At 72.5% G+C, this 17174-nt stretch carries 14 protein-coding genes; 12 read left to right on the forward strand and 2 right to left on the reverse strand.

From position 1 onward, the window contains the following. On the forward strand, positions 1-558 hold the full coding sequence (locus tag B2363_RS03870) for a hypothetical protein (protein ID WP_286928579.1): 558 nt from the start codon (positions 1-3) through the stop codon (positions 556-558). Then, the gene (gene dusB / locus B2363_RS03875; protein WP_286928581.1) at positions 546-1682 is read left to right on the forward strand and encodes a tRNA dihydrouridine synthase DusB; all 1137 of its coding nucleotides are present in this window, start codon (positions 546-548) and stop codon (positions 1680-1682) included. Before B2363_RS03870 ends, dusB begins: the two co-directional genes overlap by 13 nt. On the opposite strand, the gene B2363_RS03880 is transcribed toward dusB, so the two are convergent. Both B2363_RS03880 and B2363_RS03885 read right to left on the reverse strand, forming a co-directional pair. Continuing rightward, complete coding sequence (locus B2363_RS03880; protein ID WP_286928583.1) at positions 1669-2979, reverse strand: PH domain-containing protein; 1311 nt, start codon at positions 2977-2979, stop codon at positions 1669-1671. The genes dusB and B2363_RS03880 overlap by 14 nt on opposite strands. Beyond that, positions 2963-3469, reverse strand: a complete 507-nt coding sequence (locus B2363_RS03885; RefSeq protein WP_286928585.1) for a PH domain-containing protein — start codon at positions 3467-3469, stop codon at positions 2963-2965. Before B2363_RS03885 ends, B2363_RS03880 begins: the two co-directional genes overlap by 17 nt. A 47-nt stretch (positions 3470-3516) precedes the next feature. Between B2363_RS03885 and nagA the strand changes: the two genes are divergently transcribed. The 10 genes from nagA (at position 3517) to B2363_RS03935 (ending at position 17171) form a co-directional block, all read left to right on the forward strand. Next, positions 3517-4665, forward strand: coding sequence for an N-acetylglucosamine-6-phosphate deacetylase (gene nagA / locus B2363_RS03890; protein WP_286928586.1), 1149 nt, complete (start codon positions 3517-3519; stop codon positions 4663-4665). A gap of 82 nt (positions 4666-4747) precedes the next feature. Then, on the forward strand, positions 4748-4948 hold the full coding sequence (locus tag B2363_RS03895; protein ID WP_181755893.1) for a hypothetical protein: 201 nt from the start codon (positions 4748-4750) through the stop codon (positions 4946-4948). Between the two features lie 53 nt (positions 4949-5001). Further along, the gene (gene smc, locus B2363_RS03900) at positions 5002-8532 is read left to right on the forward strand and encodes a chromosome segregation protein SMC (protein WP_286928587.1); all 3531 of its coding nucleotides are present in this window, start codon (positions 5002-5004) and stop codon (positions 8530-8532) included. After that, positions 8529-8939 carry an acyl-CoA thioesterase gene (locus tag B2363_RS03905; RefSeq protein ID WP_286928588.1) on the forward strand — a complete coding sequence of 137 codons (411 nt, stop codon included), beginning with the start codon at positions 8529-8531 and terminating at the stop codon, positions 8937-8939. Before smc ends, B2363_RS03905 begins: the two co-directional genes overlap by 4 nt. A gap of 119 nt (positions 8940-9058) precedes the next feature. After that, positions 9059-10492, forward strand: coding sequence for a cytochrome ubiquinol oxidase subunit I (locus B2363_RS03910; protein ID WP_286928590.1), 1434 nt, complete (start codon positions 9059-9061; stop codon positions 10490-10492). Between the two features lie 10 nt (positions 10493-10502). Beyond that, positions 10503-11498, forward strand: coding sequence for a cytochrome d ubiquinol oxidase subunit II (gene cydB, locus B2363_RS03915; RefSeq protein WP_286928591.1), 996 nt, complete (start codon positions 10503-10505; stop codon positions 11496-11498). Further along, on the forward strand, positions 11495-13090 hold the full coding sequence (cydD, locus tag B2363_RS03920) for a thiol reductant ABC exporter subunit CydD (RefSeq protein WP_286928593.1): 1596 nt from the start codon (positions 11495-11497) through the stop codon (positions 13088-13090). Before cydB ends, cydD begins: the two co-directional genes overlap by 4 nt. Further along, positions 13087-14688 (forward strand): thiol reductant ABC exporter subunit CydC, encoded by a 1602-nt coding sequence (gene cydC, locus B2363_RS03925; RefSeq protein ID WP_286928594.1) that lies wholly within the window; start codon positions 13087-13089, stop codon positions 14686-14688. The genes cydD and cydC overlap by 4 nt, the downstream gene beginning before the upstream one ends. Continuing rightward, positions 14685-15854 carry a signal recognition particle-docking protein FtsY gene (gene ftsY / locus B2363_RS03930; protein ID WP_286928595.1) on the forward strand — a complete coding sequence of 390 codons (1170 nt, stop codon included), beginning with the start codon at positions 14685-14687 and terminating at the stop codon, positions 15852-15854. Before cydC ends, ftsY begins: the two co-directional genes overlap by 4 nt. A 57-nt stretch (positions 15855-15911) precedes the next feature. Further along, positions 15912-17171, forward strand: a complete 1260-nt coding sequence (locus B2363_RS03935; RefSeq protein WP_286928596.1) for an ammonium transporter — start codon at positions 15912-15914, stop codon at positions 17169-17171. Positions 17172-17174: the final 3 nt, after the last annotated feature.

Consider the following 17174-nt stretch of genomic DNA (forward strand, 5'->3'; position numbering starts at 1 on the left):
GTGCGCGCCCTCGCCGCAGCGCTCCTGCTGCTCGCGCTGGCCGCGTGCTCGAGCGGTGACGCCCAGGAGTCGTCAGCGCCCGAGCCGGGCTTCGAGGTGCCGGCGGGCCTGAGCCTGTCCGATCCGGGCACCGAGAGGAACGTCGGCGAGTCGCTGGCCGTGGCCTACCCGTCGGCCGACGACGAGGCCGGCACTGCGATGACGCTCGGCGTCGCCCGGATCGACAAGGCGCCGCGCCGCGACCTGTCGCTGTTCACGGTGCCCGAGGGCATGCAGCCGTACTACGTGCGCGTCGTGATGGGGAACCGCGGTCCGGCCGCGGCGGAGTTCCCCGAGGGCGTGCCGTGGTGGCTGCACCTCGCGGGCGACGTCCTCGTGCCGCCGACGGCCACGCCGGCCGGGCTCACCGCGTGCCGCGCGCCCAAGGTCGGTGCCTCCTTCGCGGCCGGTCAGACGGCCAAGGGCTGCCTGCTCTACTTCGTCCCGCGGGGCACGGCGGTCGAGTCGGTCGACTTCCAGCCCGGCGGCGTCACCACGGCGGTCCGATGGCGACCCTGACGCGGGGCCTCGACCTCGGGCGCGTCCACGTCGACGTGCCGGTCGTCCTCGCCCCGATGGCCGGCGTCACGAACGTGGCGTTCCGGCGCCTGTGCGCCGAGCAGGGCGCCGGGCTCTACGTGTGCGAGATGATCACCACCCGCGGCCTCGTCGAGGGCGACGCCACGAGCATGTCGATGCTGACGTTCGCCGAGGGCGAGCAGGTCCGCTCGGTGCAGCTGTACGGCATCGATCCCGACACCGTGAGCCGCGCCGTGGAGATCCTGTGCGCCGACCACGGAGTCGACCACGTCGACCTCAACTTCGGTTGCCCCGTGCCCAAGGTGACCCGCAAGGGCGGCGGCTCGGCGCTGCCGTGGAAGGCCACGCTGCTGGGCCAGATCCTCACCGCGGCCGTGAGCGCCGCGGAGCCGTACGGCGTGCCGGTCACGATGAAGACGCGCAGGGGCATCGACGAGGACCACCTGACCTACCTCGACGCCGGCCGCATCGCCCAGGACACCGGCTGTGCCGCGATCGCGCTGCACGGCCGCACCGCCGCGCAGCACTACAGCGGGCGCGCCGACTGGGACTCGATCGGCGAGCTCAAGGCCGCGGTCGACATCCCGGTGCTCGGCAACGGCGACATCTGGGAGGCCTCCGACGCGCTCGCGATGGTCGAGCAGACCGGCTGCGACGGCGTCGTCGTCGGCCGCGGCTGCCTCGGGCGGCCGTGGCTCTTCCGCGACCTCGCGGCCGCCTTCGACGGCCGCACCGTCGCCACCCTGCCGAACCTCGGCGAGGTCATGGCCGTCATGCGCCGCCACGCCGAGCTGCTGGGGGAGTGGCTGGGCGAGGAACGCGGCTGCGTGGAGTTCCGGAAGCACGTCGCGTGGTACCTCAAGGGCTTCCCCGCCGGCTCCAGCGTGCGGGACCGGCTCGGGCACGTCAGCTCCTACCGGGCGCTGGACGAGCTGCTCAGCGACCTCGACCCCGATGTCCCGTTCCCGGTGAGCGAGCTGGGCGTGCCGCGCGGCCGCCAGGGCTCCCCGCGCAAGGTCGTGCTGCCCGAGGGCTGGCTCGACTCGCGTGAGATGTCGGGCGCCATGGACGCGGCGGCCGAGGACGCGATCAGCGGCGGCTGACCCGGCGCGCCTCGCGCGCCAGCTCGACCTCGTCGAACGACACCCGGCGGGCGACCTCCGCGTCGAGGTGCGCTGCCTGGGCCGAGACCGGCCCGTCGGGCGTGTGCACGTGCACCGAGGCGACGCCCAGGCGGCGCTGCAGCGGCCCCTGCGAGAACTCCACCGACTGGACCTTGTGGTGCGGCACGATCGAGCGGCTGCGCGTGATCCAGCCCGTCGCCGTGGTCACCGTGTGCGCGGTGGACTCCAGCCAGCGGTACCTCCAGCCGACCGGCGCGAAGAGCCGCGAGCGGCTCGTGGGACGCACGCGGGCGCCGGTGCCCCGATCGGGATCGGGGATCAGCTCGTCGACGATCCGCTGGGCGAGGTCGAGGTCGGCGATCGGGAGCAGGGTCGTGGAGGAGACGCCCCCGCTGTCGTCCGAGACGGCGCCGTAGCCGGCGACGTCCACGTCGAGGCGCGACCAGCGGTAGCGGCGCCAGACGATCGGCTCCACGACGGCGATGCCCTGCACGCGGTCGTAGGGGATCGTCTGCGAGCTGCGGCTCAGCAGGCCGCGCTCGATGCGCAGGCCGCGAGGACCGCGGGACAGGGTGAAGTCCCACTGGGCGAAGATCCGGTTGGTGATCATCTGGCCGATGCCCCACAGGGCCGGGATGAGGATGGCCAGCAGGGCCCAGCCGGTCTCGGTGAAGAGGGCGAAGCCGATCGATCCCAGCGCGGCGAGCACCGTGGCGACGAAGTCCAGCGAGAGCAGCGTGCCGATGATGATGCGGTCCGGCGGCACGACGTGCAGCACCTGGCGCTGCTCCTGCACCGCGAGCTCGCCCTCGCCCTCGGGGTCCTGCGGCGTCCCGTGGGCGCGCTCGAGCAGGAGGCGGCGCAGGCGCCGCGACTCGGCCAGCGTCAGGAAGCGCAGTCGCGTGCGGGAGTCGGAGCCGCCGGCCATCTCGATCGTCAGCTCGGAGAGTCCGACCACGCGGGCGATGAGCGGCTCGTTGATGTCCACGGACTGCAACCGCTCGAACGGGATCCGGCGCGAGGACTTGAACAGCACGCCCTTCTCGACCCGGACCTCCTGGTCGTCGATCACGTAGCGGGTGAAGAGCCAGCTCACCCAGCCCGCCACCGCGCCGAGGACGAAGCCCGCCGGCAGGGACGCGAGGGTCCACCACTCGGGGTCGCTGAAGTCGAGGGCCTGCCAGGCGAACGCCACCGCGACGCCGGCTCCCCAGATCAGGCCCTGCAGGAGCGCGGTCAGGGGGTGGGTGCGGTGGGCCTCAGACGCCGGCGCCATGACCCTCACCGAGGTCGGTCAGCCGGTTGCGCAGGCGCGTGGCCTCGTCGAGGGGGACGCCGGGGATCTCGGCCGCCGTGGCGGTGGAGGCGGTGTGCAGCGTGACGGTGGCGAACCCGAACGCGCGGGCCACCGGGCCCGACTGCACGTCGACGAACTGCATCCGGCCGTAGGGCACGACCACGAGGCGGCGGAACATGATGCCGCCGCGCACGACGAAGTCGTCCTCGGCCTCGGCGTAGCCCCAGCTGCGGCGGTTGCGCGGCGCCCACCACCAGATCCACGCGATGAGCGCCAGACCGCCGCCGGCGGGCAGCCACACGAGCCAGTCCCATCCGCCGAGCGCGCCGTCGAACGGGATCCACAGGCCCACCGAGATGAGCAGGAGCACGATCCCGAAGGCCGAGCCGATGAGTCCGCGGGCTGTGGCTAGCTGCGGGGAGACGGCGGTCCACTCGCCCTCCGGGCTGGTGAACAGGTCCTGACGCATGCGATCCACCCTAGGGCTGCCCCGCGCAGCGTGTACGGTCCCCTCTCGTGGGACACCTGATCAGCGCCGAGGCGGTCGTCGACGTCCGGGTCGACCTCGAGCCGGGCTGGGTCGAGGTCGCCGACGGCATGATCGTGGCCTCCGGCACGGGCGCGCCGCCGCGGGCGGCCGACGAGCACCACGACGGCATCCTGGCGCCGGGGCTCGTCGACGCCCAGATCAACGGCGCCTACGGGGCGGACTTCGCAGCCGCCACTCCCGACGAGTGGGACCGGATCGTCGACGGCCTCGCCACGACGGGTGTCACGGCGATCGCGCCGACCTTCATCACCGCCCCCGTCGAGTCCCTCGTCGAGCAGTTGCGCGACTTCCGGGGCCAGCGGGCGCGGCTCGCCGGCCGCCCCGGTGCGACGCGCCTGCTCGGCGCGCACGTCGAGGGACCGTTCATCTCGGCCGCCTGCAAGGGCGCCCACGACGAGGCGTTCCTGGTCGACCCCACGCCCGAGCGCGTGGACGCGCTGATCGAGGCCGGGGGAGAAGACCTGGGCTACGTGACGCTGGCCCCCGAGCGGGCCGGCGCCATCGAGGCGATCGAGCGGCTCGTGCGTGCCGGGGTCCGGGTCAGCATCGGCCACAGCGACGCCGACGACGCCACCGTCACCCGCGCGGTCGACGCCGGCGCGACCCTCGTGACCCACCTCTACAACGCCCAGCGCGGTCTCGGGCACCGCGACGGTGGCGTGGTCGGCGTCGCGCTGACCGACTCCCGTCTGACCCCCGGCCTGATCGCGGACCTGCACCACGTCGACCCGATCGCCCTGCGGGTCGCGTTCGCCAGCGCCGCGGGCCGCATCATGCTCGTCACCGACGACCTGTCGACGTTCGGGATGCCGCCGGGCCGGTACGAGCTCGGTGGTGCCGCGGTCGTCATCGAGGAGGACCAGCCCGCGCGCCGGGAGGACGGCACGATCGCCGGCGCCGCGGTGCGCCTCGACGCGTGCATCGCCCACGTGGTCCGGGCCGCCGGGGTCGACGTCGCCACGGCGATCCGGGCGGCCAGCACCGTGCCCGCCGTCGCCCTGGGCGCGCCCGAGCTGGGCACGCTCGCGCCCGGGACCCCCGCCGATCTCGTCGTGCTGGACGCCGCCGAGCTGCGGGTCACGCACACGTGGATCGCGGGCCGAAGCCCCGGTTGACCGGGCGCCCGACCCGGTGGGACACTGGTAGACGCAGCCTTCGCGGCTGCCTACCCTCCACCTCTCCTGAACAAGGATGAACATGGCCAAAGCGCTGTACGGCTACGTCGGTGGCCCGTCCCCTGAGCACGCTCACGAGGTCGCGGTCCTGCGCCGCCGGATCGGCGACCTCGAGAACGAGGTGCTGCGACTGAAGGCCGAGAACGACGGCCTCCTCGCGCGCCTCGCCGAGACCGCCCACGACGGCGACCTCGCCGAGCTGCTCGAATCCGCTGCACGCTGATCCTGCGGCGTTTCCCCTGCGATGGCCGACATCGCAGGCACTAGGCTGACGTCGTGTATCTGAAGACCCTCACGCTGCGGGGATTCAAGTCCTTCGCGTCGTCCACGACGCTGGCCCTCGAACCCGGCATCACGGCTGTCGTCGGCCCCAACGGCTCCGGCAAGTCCAATGTCGTCGACGCCTTGTCGTGGGTGATGGGCGAGCAGGGCGCGAAGACGCTGCGTGGCGGCAAGATGGAGGACGTGATCTTCGCCGGCACCGCCGGCCGCGCGCCCCTCGGCCGCGCCGAGGTCGTGCTGACGATCGACAACTCCGACGGCGCCCTGCCGATCGAGTACGCCGAGGTCACGATCAGCCGCACGATGTTCCGCAGCGGCGGCTCCGAGTACGCGATCAACGGCAACACGTGCCGCCTGCTCGACGTCCAGGAGCTGCTGAGCGACTCCGGCATCGGCCGCGAGATGCACGTCATCGTCGGTCAGGGCCAGCTCGACTCGGTGCTGCGCGCCACCCCCGAGGAGCGTCGCGGCTTCGTGGAGGAGGCCGCGGGCGTCCTGAAGCACCGCAAGCGCAAGGAGAAGGCGCTCCGCAAGCTCGACGCCACGCAGGACAACCTGACCCGGCTGAACGACGTGCTCACCGAGCTGCGCCGCCAGCTCAAGCCGCTGGGCCGCCAGGCCGAGGTCGCCCGCCGGGCCGCCGGGATCCAGGCCACCGTCCGCGACGCGCGCGCCCGACTGCTCGCCGACGACATCGTCGCCGCGCGCACCACGATCGAGACCGAGCTGGCCGACGAGCACGCGCTGCGCGCCCGTCGCGAGGAGGTCGAGAAGGCCCTCGCCGAGGCCCGGCGCATCGAGGTCGAGCTCGAGCAGGCCCTCGCCACCGACGCGCCGCTGCTCGCCCGTGCCCAGGAGACGGTCTACGCCCTCGGCAGCCTGCGCGAGCGGTTCCACGGCACGGCCAACGTCGCCCGCGACCGGATCCGGCTCGCCGCCGACGCCTCGTCCGACCGTGTCGACGGACGCGACCCCGAGGAGCTGGAGGCCGACGCCCGGCGGGCCCAGGAGCGACTCATCGAGCTCGAGGCCGACGTCGCCACGGCCGCGGAGGCTCTCCAGGCAGCCATCGCCGTACGGGGCGAGGCCGAGGAGGCCTATTCCACCGAGGAGCGCCGGATCGCCGGACTGCTGCGCGCCGCCGCCGACCGCCGCGAGGGACTGGCCCGACTGCACGGCCAGGTCAACGGGCTCAAGAGCCGCGCCGCCGCCGCGGGCGAGGAGATCGGCCGCCTGACGGCCGCCCGCGCCGAGGCCCGGCAGCGCGCCGAGGAGTCGCAGCACGAGTTCAGCGCGCTCGAGAGCACGATCGCCGGACTGAGCGCCGGGGAGTCCGGCCTCGACGAGGAGCTGGAGGGCGCCGAGGCGGCCCTGGCCACCGCCGAGGCCGCCGTCACCGAGCTCACGTCGAAGCGCGACGAGCTGGAGCGCCGCCTGGCCACGGCCACGGCGCGCAAGGAGGCCCTCGAGCTGGGCCTGAACCGCAAGGACGGCTCGGGCGCGCTGCTCGCGGCCTCCGACCGGCTCAACGGCGTACTCGGCTCCGTCGCCGCCCTGATCACCGTCCGCGGGGGCCACGAGGCCGCCGTCGGCGCCGCCCTCGGCTCCGCCGCCGACGCCGTGGCCGTCGACCGGGTCGACAGCGCGATCGACGCGCTTCACCTGCTGCGCGAGGAGGACCTCGGCCGCGCGGGGCTGCTGCTCGGCTCGGGCCAGGTGTCCACCGACGACTGGCCCGCACTGCCCGGTGGCGCCGTCTACGCCGAGTCGCTCGTCGAGGCGCCCGCCGAGCTGCGCGGCTCGCTGCGCCGCCTGCTGCACAAGGTCGCGGTCGTCGAGACGCTCGCGGCGGCGAAGCGGCTCGTCGCCGACCTGCCCGACGTCACGGCCGTCACCGCCGACGGCGACCGCATCGGAGCTCATTTCGCCGAGGGCGGCTCAACCAGCTCGCCCAGCCTGATCGAGGTCACCGCGGCGATCGACGAGGCCGCCGAGACCATCGAGCGCACCGGGCACGAGCTGGAGGCCCTGCGCTTCGAGACCGAGCGCGCGACCACCGCTGCCGAGGCCGCGAACGACCGGGTCGACGCCGCGCTGGCCCGCCTGCACGAGTCGGACGCGTCGATGTCCGCCGTCGCGGAGAAGCTGGCCCAGCTGGGCACCACCAGCAGGTCCGCGGCCGCCGAGGCGGAGCGCCTCCAGACCGCGATCGCCGCCGCCGAGGAGGCCCGCGACCGCGACGTCGCCGGTCTGTCCGAGCTGGAGGAGCGGCTCACGGCCGCGGAGGACGCGCCGGACGTCGAACCCGACACCGCCGAGCTGGAGCGGCTCGCCGAGGCTGCCTCGGCCGCCCGCCGGGCCGAGACCGACGGCCGGCTCGCGCTGCGCACGGCCGAGGAGCGCGCCAAGGCCCTCGGTGCCCAGGTCGCGTCGCTGCTCGAGGCCGCGGAGGCCGAGCGTGAGGCCCGCGAGCGCGCCCGGATTCGCGCTGAGCGCCGCCGCCGTGAGGCCGAGACGGCCACCGCCGTCCTCCAGGCCGCCGAGACCGCGCTGCAGCATCTCGAGCAGTCGTACGCCGACGCCACCCGCACCCGGGTGGAGATCGAGCACGCGCGGTCCGAGCGCGAGCAGCGGCTGAAGGAGGCCCGCTCCACCGTCCGTGGCCTGTCGTCCGACCTCGAGGGCCTGACCGACTCGGTGCACAAGGACGAGATGGCGCGCGCGCAGCTGCGGCTGCGTCTGGAGTCCCTGCAGGAGCGCGCTTTGGAGGAGCTCGGCGTCGAGGCCGACACGCTGGTGGCCGAGTACGGCCCCGACCAGATGGTGCTGCCGATCGATGGCGAGGGTGAGCCGATCCCGTTCGACCGCAGCGAGCAGGCCAAGCGCCTCAAGACCGCCGAGCGCGAGCTGGCGATGCTCGGCAAGGTCAACCCGCTCGCCCTGGAGGAGTTCTCCGCGCTGGAGGAGCGTCACCAGTTCCTCTCCGAGCAGCTGGACGACCTGCGCAAGACCCGCGAGGACCTGCTCGAGATCGTCGCCGACGTGGACGCCAAGGTCGAGCAGGTGTTCACCGAGGCCTGGGCCGACGTCGAGCGCGAGTTCAACGACGTGTTCTCCCGCCTGTTCCCCGGCGGCGAGGGCCGGCTGATCCTCACCGATCCGTCGGACATGCTCTCGACCGGCATCGACGTGGAGGCCCGGCCCCCGGGCAAGAAGGTCAAGCGGCTGTCGCTGCTGTCGGGTGGCGAGCGCTCACTGGTGGCCGTCGCGTTCCTGGTCGCGCTGTTCAAGGCGCGCCCCAGCCCGTTCTACATCCTCGACGAGGTCGAGGCGGCGCTCGACGACACGAACCTCGGCCGCCTGCTGGAGATCTACGAGGAGCTGCGCGCCAACTCCCAGCTCATCGTGATCACGCACCAGAAGCGCACGATGGAGGTCTGCGACGCGCTGTACGGCGTCACGATGCGCGGCGACGGCGTCTCGGCCGTGATCAGCCAGCGCCTGCGCGAGGAGGAGTCGGCATGAGCCGTCCCGGAGCGATGTTCACGATCACCACCCGGTGGGAGGACGAGGACGTCTACGGCCACGTCAACAACGTGAAGTACTACTCCTACTTCGACACGGCCGTGAACGGCTACCTCATCCGCGAGACCGGCACCGACATCCGCCGGCTGCCGGCCTACGGCATCGTCGCGGAGTCCTCCTGCCGCTTCCTGCGCGAGCTCAAGTTCCCGCTCGACGTCGTGGCGGGCCTGACGGTCACGAAGCTGGGCACCTCCAGCGTCGTCTACGAGATCAGCCTGTACCAGGGCGACGACCCCGAGCCGGCCGCGATCGGCCGCTTCGTGCACGTGTACGTGACGGGGGAGGACCGCAAGGTCACCCCGATTCCTGACATCATCCGCACGGTGCTGGAGCCCCTCGCGGTCTGAGACGGACGAGGCGGGTGATGTCCGCCACGTCGAGTGCTCGACCGCACCTTCCTGACCCTGCCGCGACCTACGCTCGCGGGTGGATCACAACGGCGTGATCCACCGTCGGAAGGACCAGTGTGGACTCAGCACTCGAGCTCGCCCGGTGGCAGTTCGGCATCACGACCGTCTACCACTTCCTGTTCGTGCCGATGACGATCAGCATGGCGTTCCTGGTGGCGATCATGCAGACGGCGTGGTGGCGCACCGGGAACGAGAAGTGGCTCCGCCTGACCCGGATGTTCGGCAAGCTCTTCCTCATCAACTTCGCCATGGGCGTCGTCACCGGCATCGTGCAGGAGTTCCAGTTCGGCATGAACTGGAGCAGCTACAGCCGCTTCGTCGGCGACATCTTCGGCGCCCCACTCGCGATCGAGGGCCTGCTGGCCTTCTTCCTGGAGTCGACGTTCCTGGGCCTGTGGATCTTCGGCTGGGACCGGCTCAAGCCCGGCCTGCACCTGATGACGATCTGGATCGCCGCGATCGGGACGGCGCTGTCGGCCTACTTCATCCTCGCGGCCAACTCCTTCATGCAGAATCCCGTGGGCTTCACCATGAACGAGGAGCGCGGCCGGGCCGAGCTGAACGACTTCATGGCGGTGCTGACCAACAAGGTCGCCCTCATCACGCTGCCGCACACCCTGTTCGCGGCCTTCATGGTCGGCGGCGGGTTCGTGGCCGCGGTCGCGGTCTGGCACCTCATCCGCCGCCCCGACCGGGACGCCGAGGCGTTCCGCAGCGCGGCCAAGCTCGGTGCCGTGACGCTGCTCATCGCGGGCCTCGGTGTCGTCATCACCGGCGACATCCAGGGCAAGGTCATGACCGAGGTCCAGCCGATGAAGATGGCGGCCGCGGAGGCGCTCTACGAGGACGCCGACGAGTGCGCCCCGTTCTCCCTGTTCACGGTCGGCACCCTCGACGGCTCGAAGCCGCTGTTCAGCGTCGAGGTCCCTTGCCTGCTGTCCCAGCTGGCCACGGGCGGCCTCGACGGTGAGGTGCGCGGCATCAACTCGCTCAACGAGGAGTACGCCAAGACGTACGCCGACTCCGGGATCACCGCCTTCTCGCCGAACATCCCCGTCACCTACTGGAGCTTCCGCCTCATGATGGGCCTCGGCTTCGTGGCGATGGCCGCGAGCGCCTGGATCCTGTGGGCCCTGCGCCGGGGTCGCGTGCCGGCGCCCGGTGCGCGCACGACCCGCTGGCTGCTGTGGACCGCGATGGTCCTTCCCCTCATGCCGCTGTTCGCGAACTCCTTCGGCTGGATCTTCACCGAGATGGGGCGCCAGCCGTGGGTGGTCTTCGGCCTGATGCCCACCGAGGCGGGTGTCTCGCCGTCGGTCTCGGCCGCACAGGTGTGGACCTCGATGCTCGGCTTCGCGCTGCTGTACGGCGCGCTGGCCGTGGTGGAGGTCAAGCTGCTGCTGCGGTTCATCGACAAGGGCCTGCCCGACGCCAACCCGCCCTCCGCCCCCGACGACGACTCCGACGCCCCGCTGGCGTTCGCGTACTGAGGAGACCGCCATGGAACTCACCACCGTCTGGTTCGTCCTGATCGCCTTCCTGTTCGTCGGGTACTTCGTGCTCGAGGGCTTCGACTTCGGCGTGGGCATGCTCGTCGGCCTGCTGGCCAAGGACGAGAAGGAGCGGCGCGTCCTCGTCAACACCATCGGTCCGGTGTGGGACGGCAACGAGGTGTGGCTCATCGTCGGTGGCGGCGCGATGTTCGCCGCCTTCCCCGAGTGGTACGCCACCTTGTTCAGCGGCTTCTACCTGCCGCTGTTCCTCATCCTCATCGCCTTGATCGTCCGCGGCGTCGCGTTCGAGTACCGCGGCCTGCGCGACCAGCAGGAGTGGCGCGACCGATGGGACTGGGCGATCATCATCGGCTCGTTCGTCCCGGCCCTGCTGTGGGGCGTGGCGTTCGCGAACATCGTCCGCGGCGTCCCGATCAACGAGTCGCACGAGTACGTCGGCGGGTTCTTCAACCTGCTCAACCCGTACGCGCTGCTCGGCGGCCTGCTGACGACGTCGGTCTTCCTCGTGCACGGGGCGTTCTTCGTGGCGCTCAAGACCGTCGGCGACATCCGCGTGCGGGCGCACGCGTTCGCACAGCGGCTCGGTGCCGTCGTCGCGGTGCTCGCGGTGGCGTTCATCGGCTGGACCGCGGCCCGCGACGGCGACCTCGCCGTCTGGGTGATCGGCGGCGTGGCCGCCCTCGCGTTCCTCGGTGGCCTCGCCGCCAGCATGCGCGACCGTGACGGCTGGGCCTTCGTCGGCACGGCCGTGGCGATCGCCGGCGTCGTGGCGATGCTGTTCGTCGCGCTGTTCCCCGACGTGATGCCCTCGACCCTCGACCCGGCGTTCAGCCTGACCACCGAGAACGCGTCGTCGACGCCCTACACGCTCAAGATCATGACCTGGGTCGCGGTGGCGTTCACGCCCATCGTGCTCATGTACCAGGCGTGGTCCTACTGGGTGTTCCGCAAGCGCATCGGCGTCCAGCACATCCCGGCGTGAGACCCCTCGATCCGCGGCTCGTCCGCCGCTCGGCCACCGTCCGCACCCACCTCGTGTGGTCGGTGGTCCTGGGCGTCGTCACGGCGCTGCTCATCATCGGCGTCTCCTGGTGCGTCGCCGAGGTCGTCGCCCGCCGCTTCACCGGCGACGAGGTGCTGCTGCTCCCGCTCGCGATCGCCGCCGCCTTCGGGCTGCGGGCCGTGATCGCGTGGGCGCACGGCGTGGTCAGCGAACGGGCCGCGATCCGAGTGAAGGCCGAGCTGCGGTCCGAGGTCGTCGACGACCTGCTCGACCCGCGCCGCGTCGGCCCGCGGCCCGAGAGTGGTCGGCTCGTCGCGCTGCTCGGCCCGGGGATGGACGCGTTCGACGGGTACGTCGGTCGGTTCCTGCCGCAGTTGGCGCTCGCGGCGATCGTTCCGGCCGCGGTGATCGCCGTGATCGCGTGGACCGACCTGCTGTCGGCGGTGATCATCGTGGTCACGCTGCCGCTCATCGGCCTCTTCATGTGGCTCGTCGGCATGCTGACGCGCGACCGGGTGGAGCGCCGCTGGGCCGCCATGGAACGACTGGCCCGGCACTTCACCGACGTGCTCGACGGCCTCGTCGTGCTGAAGGTCTTCGGACGGCGCCAGGAGCGCGGGATTCGCGAGGTCGGCGACCGGCACCGGGTCGAGACGATGCGCGCCCTGCGGCTGGCCTTCCTGTCCTCGCTGGTGCTCGAGCTGATCTCGACGATCTCGGTGGCCCTCGTGGCCGTGAGTGTCGGCCTGCGCGTCGTCGAGGGCGATCTCGACCTGCGCGACGCGATGTTCGTCCTGCTGCTGGCGCCCGAGGCGTACCTGCCGGTGCGGCGGGTCGGGATGATGTTCCACGACAGCACCGAGGGAGCGACGGCCACCGCCGAGCTGCTCGACCTGCTCGACCACGACCGCCACGAGGGGACCGTCGCGCCCCCGTCCCGCCCGTCGACCATCACCGTGAGCGGCGCGCGGCTGACGCATCCGGGTCGCAGCGCACTGTCGCTGGCGGTCGACGAGCTGCGGGTCGAGCCGGGGGAGTTCCTCGCGGTCGTCGGCCGCTCCGGTGGCGGGAAGTCCACCCTGCTCGACGTCCTGCTCGGCTTCGAGCGGCTGGACGCCGGATCGGTCACCGTCGGCGACACGGCACTGGCCGACCTCGACGTCGCCGCCTGGCGGGAGTCGGTGGCCTGGGTGCCGCAGACGCCGCACCTCGTGGCCGGCACCCTCGGCGAGAACGTCGCGCTGGGACAGCGAGGCGCCAGCGCCGAGGAAATCGCTGCGGCCGCCGGCGACGCGGGACTGGACCTCTCCCTGGACCGCGTCGTGCGCGAGGGCACGACGGACCTGTCGGCGGGGGAGCGACGCCGCGTGGCGGTGGCGCGGGCCCTGCTGCGGATCCGGCGATCGGGCGCCTGGCTCGTGCTGCTGGACGAGCCCACCGCGGGCCTCGACGCCCACCACGAGGCCACGGTGCTGACCGCCCTGCGCGAGTCGGGCGCCACGGTGCTGGTCGTGACGCACCGCCCCGAGACGGTGGCCGCGGCCGACCGGGTCGTCGAGGTGGCCGCATGAGCCGCACCTACTCCCGCCGGGCGCGCCTGGGCACGGGACTGGCGATGGGCGTCGCCGCCCAGCTGGCGGCCGTCGGACTGCTGCTGGCCTCCGCGTGGCTCATCGTCCGGGCTGCCGAGCAGCCGCCCGTGCTCTACCTCATGGTCGCGATCGTCTCGGTGCGCTTCTTCGGGATCTCGCGGTCGGTGCTGCGCTACGTGGAGCGGCTGCTGACGCACGACGTCGCCCTCGCCGACGCGGTGGAGCAGCGTGTCGCCACCTACACCGACCTCGACCGCGCGGCGCCCGCCGGCCTGGGCGACCTGCGCCGTGGCGACCTCGTCAGCCGGGTCGTCGCCGACGTGGCCCGGATGCAGGACCGGCTACTGCGGCTGCGGATTCCGTGGTGGATCGGCCTGGCGGCCACGGCCGTCGTCGTGGTGGTCGTCGCGCTCATCGACTCGCCGTCGGGTCTGGTCATCACCGCCGGCGTGGCGGTGGCGGCGCTGTCGCTGCGGTGGCTCGTCGCACGCGCCGGCAGGGGGCGCAGCGGCCGGGCCGAGGCGCAGGGGCGCCTGTCGGCCGAGGTCGCCGCCGCGGCCGTCGCCGCGCGCGAGCTGGTGGCCTTCGGTGCCGCCGACGAGGCTCGGGCGACCGCCTCGACCGCCACGGGCGACGCCGCGTCGGCGCAGTCCGGCGGCGCGAGCGTCGCCGGCATCGGGTCGGCCGTCGTCCTGGCCGTCGCCGGGCTCACGGTCGCCGTCCTGGCAGCGCTGTCGGGTGGCCTCGACCCCGTGCTCGTCGGCGTGGTCCTGCTGGCGCCGATCGCCCTGGTCGAGCCGTGGGACGGCTGGTCCGAGGCCGAGCGGCTGCGGCCCGAGGTCACGGCCGCGGCAGCGCGCCTCGCCGCCCTGGCGGACCTGGGTGCGCCGGTCGAGGACCCTGCCGAGCCGCGCCCGCTGCCGGACGGCAACGACCTCGTGGTCGAGGACGTCCGCGTCGGCTGGGACGCGCCCGTGACGACGCCGATCTCGTTCAAGCTGCCCGAGGGTGCCGCGATGGCGATCACCGGTCCCAGCGGGGTGGGCAAGTCCACGCTCGCCTACGCGCTGCTGCGGCTGCTGCCGACGTGGCACGGCACCGTCTCGCTCGGTGGAGTGCCCACGACCGAGCTGTCGGCCGCCGACGTCCGACGCCGCATCGGCTACCTCGGCCAGGACGACGCCGTGTTCGACACCTCGATCCGCGAGAACCTGCGCATCGCCGATCCCGAGGCCGACGACGAGCGCCTGCGCGCCGCGCTCGCGTCCGCCGGGCTGCTCGTGTCGGTCGATGCCATGCCGCAGGGCCTCGACACCCCGGTCGGCGAGCACGGCGGCCGGCTCTCCGGCGGCGAGCGCCAGCGGCTGTGCCTGGCGCGGCTGCTGCTCGCCGACCACCGCGTGCTGGTGCTGGACGAGCCGACCGAGCACCTCGACGCGCCGACGGCGGCGGCACTGATGGACGACGTCCTCGCCCTCGCGGGTCCCGGAGGGCGCAGCCTCGTCGTCATCTCGCACAGCCCGGCCGTGCTGGCCCGGTTCGACGACGTCGTCCGCTTGTCTAGGGTGGACCCGTGACCACCGAGACCCTCGTCGTCCTGATCGCCGTCGCCGTCGTCATCCTCGGTGGCGGCCTCGCGTACCTCATCGCCAAGCCGCGCCGCGAGCTGCCGCCGCCCGACGTGATGGACGAGCTCACCGAGCGTGAGATCGAGCATCCCGAGCTGCGCGAGGTCGACCTCGACGAGGTCGAGGAGCTCGAGGCCGGGGTCCTGGAGGAGGAGCCGGCCGCCCCGGCGGCTCCCACGATCGAGCGCCCCGAGACCCCGCAGGGCCGCCTCGCGCGCCTGCGCTCGCGCCTGTCGCGCTCGCAGACGAGCCTGGGCCGCGGCCTGCTCTCGCTGCTGGGCGGCGGCGACCTCACCGAGGACCAGTGGGAGGAGATCGAGGACACCCTCCTCGCGGCCGACGTGGGCGTCGGTCCCACCACCGAGCTGGTCACGAACCTGCGCGCCCGGCTCGCCGCCGAGGGCGTCAAGGACCCGGAGCGCGCCAAGGCCGTGCTGCGCGACGAGCTGCTGGGCCTGGTGGGGCCCTCGCTCGACCGCACCATGCACACCACCGGGGACGACCACCTCCCCGGCGTCGTGCTCGTCGTCGGCGTCAACGGCACCGGCAAGACCACCACCGTGGGCCGCCTCGCCCGCGTGCTCGTCGCCGAGGACCGCTCGGTCCTGCTCGGCGCCGCCGACACGTTCCGTGCCGCCGCGGCCGACCAGCTGGAGACCTGGGGCGCCCGCGTCGGCGTGCCCACGGTGCGCAGCCACGAGGGCGCCGACCCGGCCAGCGTGGGCTTCGAGACCGTCAAGCAGGGCATCGCCGACGGCGTGGACGTCGTCCTGGTCGACACCGCCGGACGCCTGCACACCAAGTCGGGCCTGATGGACGAGCTCGGCAAGGTCAAGCGCGTCATCGAGAAGCAGGCCCCGGTCACCGAGGTGCTGCTGGTCATCGACGCCACCACCGGCCAGAACGGCCTCACGCAGGCGCGCGTGTTCGGCGAGGTCGTCGACGTCACGGGCATCGTGCTGACCAAGCTCGACGGCACCGCGAAGGGCGGCATCGTCATCGCCGTCCAGCGCGAGCTGGGCGTTCCGGTGAAGTACGTCGGCCTCGGCGAGGGCCCCGACGACCTCGCGCCGTTCGATCCCGCCGACTTCGTGGACGCCCTCCTGGAGGCGTAACACAGACGTAACACGGGGCGTCCCGACGCGAAATCGGGGACGGCCACAGTGGCGGGCATGGATGGTTACTACGCCTGGATGCTCATGGCCACGGCCATGGTGCTCTTCATGACCGTGCCCGCGCTCGCCCTGTTCTACGGCGGCATGACCCGCGCCCGCTCCGTGCTGAACATGATGATGATGTCCTACGTGGCCGCGGCCGTCGTCGGACTCGTCTACGTGCTCTGGGGCTGGTCGATGTCCTTCGGCAGCAAGGACGTCGGCGGCCTGTTCGCCAGCCCCTTCGAGCTCTTCGGGCTCGAGGGCGTCGAGTGGGGCGACTACATCGCCGTCGCGTTCCAGATGACCTTCGCGATCATCACCGCGGCCCTCATCTCCGGTGCGATCGCCGACCGGGTGAAGTTCTCGGCCTGGCTGGTCTTCCTGCCGCTGTGGGTCACGTTCTCGTACTTCCCGATCGCGCACATGGTGTGGGGCGGCGGCTTCATCGCCGAGCACTTCCCGGCCCAGGACTACGCCGGCGGCACCGTGGTCCACATCAACGCGGGCATCGCGGGCGGCATCCTCGCGCTGATCATCGGCCGGCGGATCGGGTGGCCGCGCGAGCAGATGCGCCCCCACAACCTGCCGTTGACGATGATGGGCGCCGCGCTGCTGTGGTTCGGCTGGTACGGCTTCAACGTCGGCTCGATCGTCTTCGCCGAGGGTGACGGCGCCGCCAAGGACACCGCCCAGTTCATGACCGAGACCGGCGTGACCTTCATGAACACGACCGTCGCCACGATGGCCGCGATCCTGGCCTGGCTGGCGGTCGAGAAGATCCTCCACGGCAAGGCCACCTCGCTCGGTGCGGCGTCGGGCATCGTCGCCGGGCTCGTGGCGATCACCCCCGCCTGCGGCGCGGTCGGCATCGTCGGCGCCATCGCGATCGGCGCGGCCTCCGGTGCGCTGTGCGCCTGGGCGGTCGGCCTCAAATTCAAGTACGGCCTCGACGACTCGCTCGACGTGGTGGGCGTCCACCTCGTCGGCGGCCTCGTCGGCACGCTGCTCATCGGCCTGTTCTCGACCGCCTCCGCGCCCGGTGGCATCGACGGGCTGCTCTACGGCGGCGGCTTCGAGTCGCTATTCAACCAGTTCATGGCGGCGCTCATCGCCATCGTGTGGACGGGCGTGTTCACCACGATCATCGCCCTGGCCATCAAGTACACGATCGGCTGGCGCGTCGACGACGAGGACGAGGTCACCAACGGCATCGACTTCGCCCAGCACGGAGAATCTGCCTACGACATCGCCGGGTCCACCGGATCCAGCTTCTGAGAA

It is taken from the genome of Aeromicrobium sp. UBA7512, from assembly GCF_002476985.1.
Classification (GTDB): domain Bacteria; phylum Actinomycetota; class Actinomycetes; order Propionibacteriales; family Nocardioidaceae; genus Aeromicrobium; species Aeromicrobium phoceense.